Source organism: Streptomyces sp. NPDC041796 (assembly GCF_055590785.1).
In genome coordinates this window covers 1-3,612 of record NZ_JBVJAH010000081.1, presented here as the reverse complement: position 1 = coordinate 3,612, position 3,612 = coordinate 1, and the positions used below count along the sequence as shown (strand labels likewise).

The 3,612-nt window shown below is 63.1% G+C and carries 2 protein-coding genes and 1 pseudogene; 2 read left to right on the top strand and 1 reads right to left on the bottom strand.

Features of this window, described 5'->3' with window-relative positions; genetic code table 11:
* Positions 1–252 precede the first annotated feature (252 nt).
* Entirely contained in the window at positions 253–1,296 is a 1,044-nt protein-coding gene (locus tag ACZ6C1_RS38785) for an alpha/beta hydrolase (RefSeq protein WP_469247725.1), read from the top strand.
* Between the two features lie 1,080 nt (positions 1,297–2,376).
* On the opposite strand, the pseudogene ACZ6C1_RS38780 reads toward ACZ6C1_RS38785, so the two are convergent.
* Positions 2,377–2,538, bottom strand: a pseudogene (locus ACZ6C1_RS38780) (transposase); the annotation flags it as partial.
* Between the two features lie 295 nt (positions 2,539–2,833).
* On the opposite strand from ACZ6C1_RS38780, the gene ACZ6C1_RS38775 reads away from it, so the two are divergent.
* Positions 2,834–3,409, top strand: coding sequence for an IS110 family transposase (locus tag ACZ6C1_RS38775; RefSeq protein WP_469247724.1), 576 nt, complete (start codon positions 2,834–2,836; stop codon positions 3,407–3,409).
* Positions 3,410–3,612: the final 203 nt, after the last annotated feature.

Sequence of the window (3,612 nt, the reverse complement as noted above, 5' to 3'; positions counted from 1 at the left end):
ATCAACACCGCCAACGACCGGGGGCTCTGCCACGTCACCACCCCAGATGACCAGGCCTTACAGCCCCGCAGAGGCAGGATGAAAAAGGTTCAGTGGCAGACCAGGAGGGTGGTGCGCGGACAGACTGTCGACCTACCTGCCTATTTCCGGCCATCAATGCTTCCGTGTCCTGTGCCCCTTGGTTGACAACTACCCACGCTGGAGCCCACTTTGAGGAACAGCCTCTTCAGGTAGGACGATGTAGGAGGGCAGATGGCATTGGGCGACGAACAGGGCGGCAGCGTGCTGCGGCAGCTCCATCCCGGAAGGTTCCGCTTCACGGCTTTACTGATTCTTGTGGCGACTCTGCTGCTCCAGCCGACGACAGCCCGCGCGGATGTTGCACCAGTGGGTGGTGGCAGCCCGGGGTATATGGCGGCGGACAACGGTGCCCGTATTGTTCGGGTTGAAGCTGTTGCTCACAGGACCTTGGATATCACGATTGAGTCTCCTGCTCTCGATGCACAAGCCGCTGTACGAGTGTTGCTGCCTAGGAGCTGGGGAAAGAACGATCAGAAGTGGCCGGTGCTTTATCTCCTACATGGCTGCTGCGATGATTACAGGTCCTGGACGCGTTCCACGGACGTGTCAAAACTGACGGCCAGTGCTGATGTTCTGGTGGTCATGCCAGAGGCCGGCGCCGCTGGGTTTTATTCCAACTGGTGGAACTATGGGGCGGCTGGAGCGCCGAGGTGGGAAGATTTTCATCTTACCGAATTGCGCCAGATTCTGGAGCGCAATTTCGACGCGAGCAGCAAGAGAGCGATCGCCGGGCTTTCGATGGGTGGCCTAGGGGCGCTCGCCTACACTGCGAGGAATCCAGGAATGTTCAAAGCCGCCGCTTCCTACAGTGGCTCGGTGCATACGCTGCACCCCTCCGGGCCACGTCTGGTTCAAGGGGCTCTGCAAGCTATGGGCTACGACCCACTGAAGCTGTGGGGGGATCCGGTCGAGCAGCGAGAAATCTGGGAATCCCACAACCCATATGATCTCGCATCCAGTATCCGTGTCCCGGTCTTTCTTTCATGTGGGAATGGACAGCCTGGCCCACTTGACGCCCCGGGAAGTGAGCCCAGCAGCACGGAGCAGATCTTCGAATCCATGAACCTCGCGCTCGCGTCGCGACTGAAAGCGGAAGGCGTGGATCTAACAACAAATTTCTACGGCAACGGCACGCATGACTGGCCCTATTGGGAGCGCGAGCTTCACCGGTCATTCCCTCTCCTCATGGAATCGATTGGTGTCCTGAATTACTGAGCGACCCAACCGTTGTGCCCGTCGGTTGCCGTTGCGAGACGCCCGGGTGCTGCACCGCCCTCCTGCTCCCAATTGCCTGACGGCCAACCGAGGGAAGCTCGCAAGCCAAAATCCTGTGAGGTGAAGCGAATCATGAAAATCAGGCGCAGATCCCTCCTGGTCGGGAGCAGTGCAGTGAGTGCCGCGCTAAAGCGTGTTGCAGAACTGATCCGGCGCCGGTCTCGCGCCATGATCCCGGCTGCTGACGGCTTCGTTTTGCCCGGTTTCCTGGTAGCCCTCGACGCCCGTTGAGTTCCGGATAGACGTCTTACGCGATCTGCCTGACGGTTTTGCAACACGCTTTGGCGTACGCGAGGCATGGGGACCACTTTTCGACGCACAGTCGACCTCGTCGTCAGCGGTCACCCCCATCCCGGTCTCCACACGCACCGACCTCATCGGGTGTGTGGCAGCCGTCCTGCCTGAGGCGAGCAGGACGGCTGCCGGGTGTGGAGGTGCTCGGCTGGGGGCCCGACGTCTTCACCTCCGCATGTGGTTAGCGGAACCAGCTCAGGAGGTGGGCCACCCAGTTCAACCACCAGATCGCGACGTTCATGGGTTTCTCTCTTTCGCTCGGGCCTGCCAGGTGCGGAGGCGCTTGGTGGGTCATTCAAAGACGGCTGGATTTCGACATCAAGATGCGACCGTTGATTTCGTGGTGTGCCGGGGGATAACTGTGCCGGTACCACGAGCACGTGCGGCATGCACGGTCGATGACTCCGGCCGCCATCCCCTTCGACCACACCATCTGCCGCGAGTGGAGCTTGGCGGTCAGCCCTCCTCGGGACCGGCCGAGGGCCTGATCGTCCGGTTCATTGCCCGTGGTTCTTCCTTTTCGGCTTGCAGCGGCGGCGCGTGTGGGCGCGGACGATGGTGGAGTCGATCTGGACCAGCCAGTCGATGTCACCGGCTGCGTCCGTCCTAACCTGGATCTGCTGTAGGGCCCGGGTGAACGCGCCGTCGATGGCGTAGCGGCGGCGGTGGGGCCTGTTCTGCCGAATGGTCCGAAATGGTGAGGCGGATGAGCCGCTTGTCGCAGCAGAGGGCGGCGGCGAGTCCGAGGAAGGCCAGGTAGTTACGGGTGTCTCGCTCGTAGCGGGGGCTGAGGCGGCGGTAGCCGGACAGCCAGGACATCGTTCGTTCGACGACCCATCTGCGGCGGCCCAATCGTTCGCTGGACTCGATGCCTTTGCGCGCGATCCGCACTCCGATTCGCTTGCCGTGGAGCCATCTGCACAGGTCGGTCCGGTCGTGGGAGTGTCTGACTTGTTGAATCGACCGCATGCGCTCGGTCTGCAGCCGTAGCGTCCAGGGTGCCGGTCGGCACGGGCTCGTGTAGTGTCTTGCCGCCCTGCGGGCTGGCTCATGATTAGCGTGCCGCCGCCGTCCGGCACCCGCGCGGTGTGGCTCGACAGAGGCATGAATGTGTGTGACTGCTACTTCAAGTCAGAGTGCCCACCGCACATTTCTGCCCGTCAGCCGCCAGGTCAGGATGCGCATGATCATCATCGGGATCGATCCCCACAAGTCCTCGCACACCGCAGTCGCTGTCGATGCAGCAGCCCACAAGATTGGTCAGCGGCGGTTCGTCGTCAACTCCGGGACCTTCGGTCGGCTTCTGCACTGGTGCGCGCAGTGGCCGGAGCGCCGGTTCGCGGTCGAAGGCGCCAGCGGTCTCGGTCGGTCTCTTGCTCAGCAGCTGGCCGCCGCGGGCGAGGATGTCGTCGACGTGCCTTCCACCTTGTCGGCCAGGGCCCGTCTTCTGGCCACCGGCGGGGACCGGAAGACCGACCCCGCGGACGCTCTCCACGTGGCCCAGGCCGCGCTCTTCCGCACTGATCTGCGCAAGGTCACCGCGGAGGACCAGTCCACGATCCTGCGGCTGCTGACCGAGCGGCACGACGACCTGACCGGCGAGCGGACCCGTATCGTTAACCGTCTCCACGCCGTCCTTCGCGACCTGTTGCCCGGTGGCGCCCCCACACGGCTGTCGGCAGAGAAGGGCCGCGACTTTGATGAAGAGCATCCGGCCGGCCACTGCGACGGACCACTGCCGCCGGGACATCGCTCGTGATCTGCTGGCCGACCTGCGCAGGCTTGACCGGCAGGTCAAGGACAACGGGGCCCAGTTGCGCGACGCTCTCGCTGCCGCACGAACCAGCCTGACGTCGCTACCCGGACTTGGGCTTGATCCGCTTTGACGGACATCTGAGATCAGGGGCTTCAGCCCCGGAAGGATGATGTTCATCATGGAGAGCATGGGGAAGAAGAGGCCGC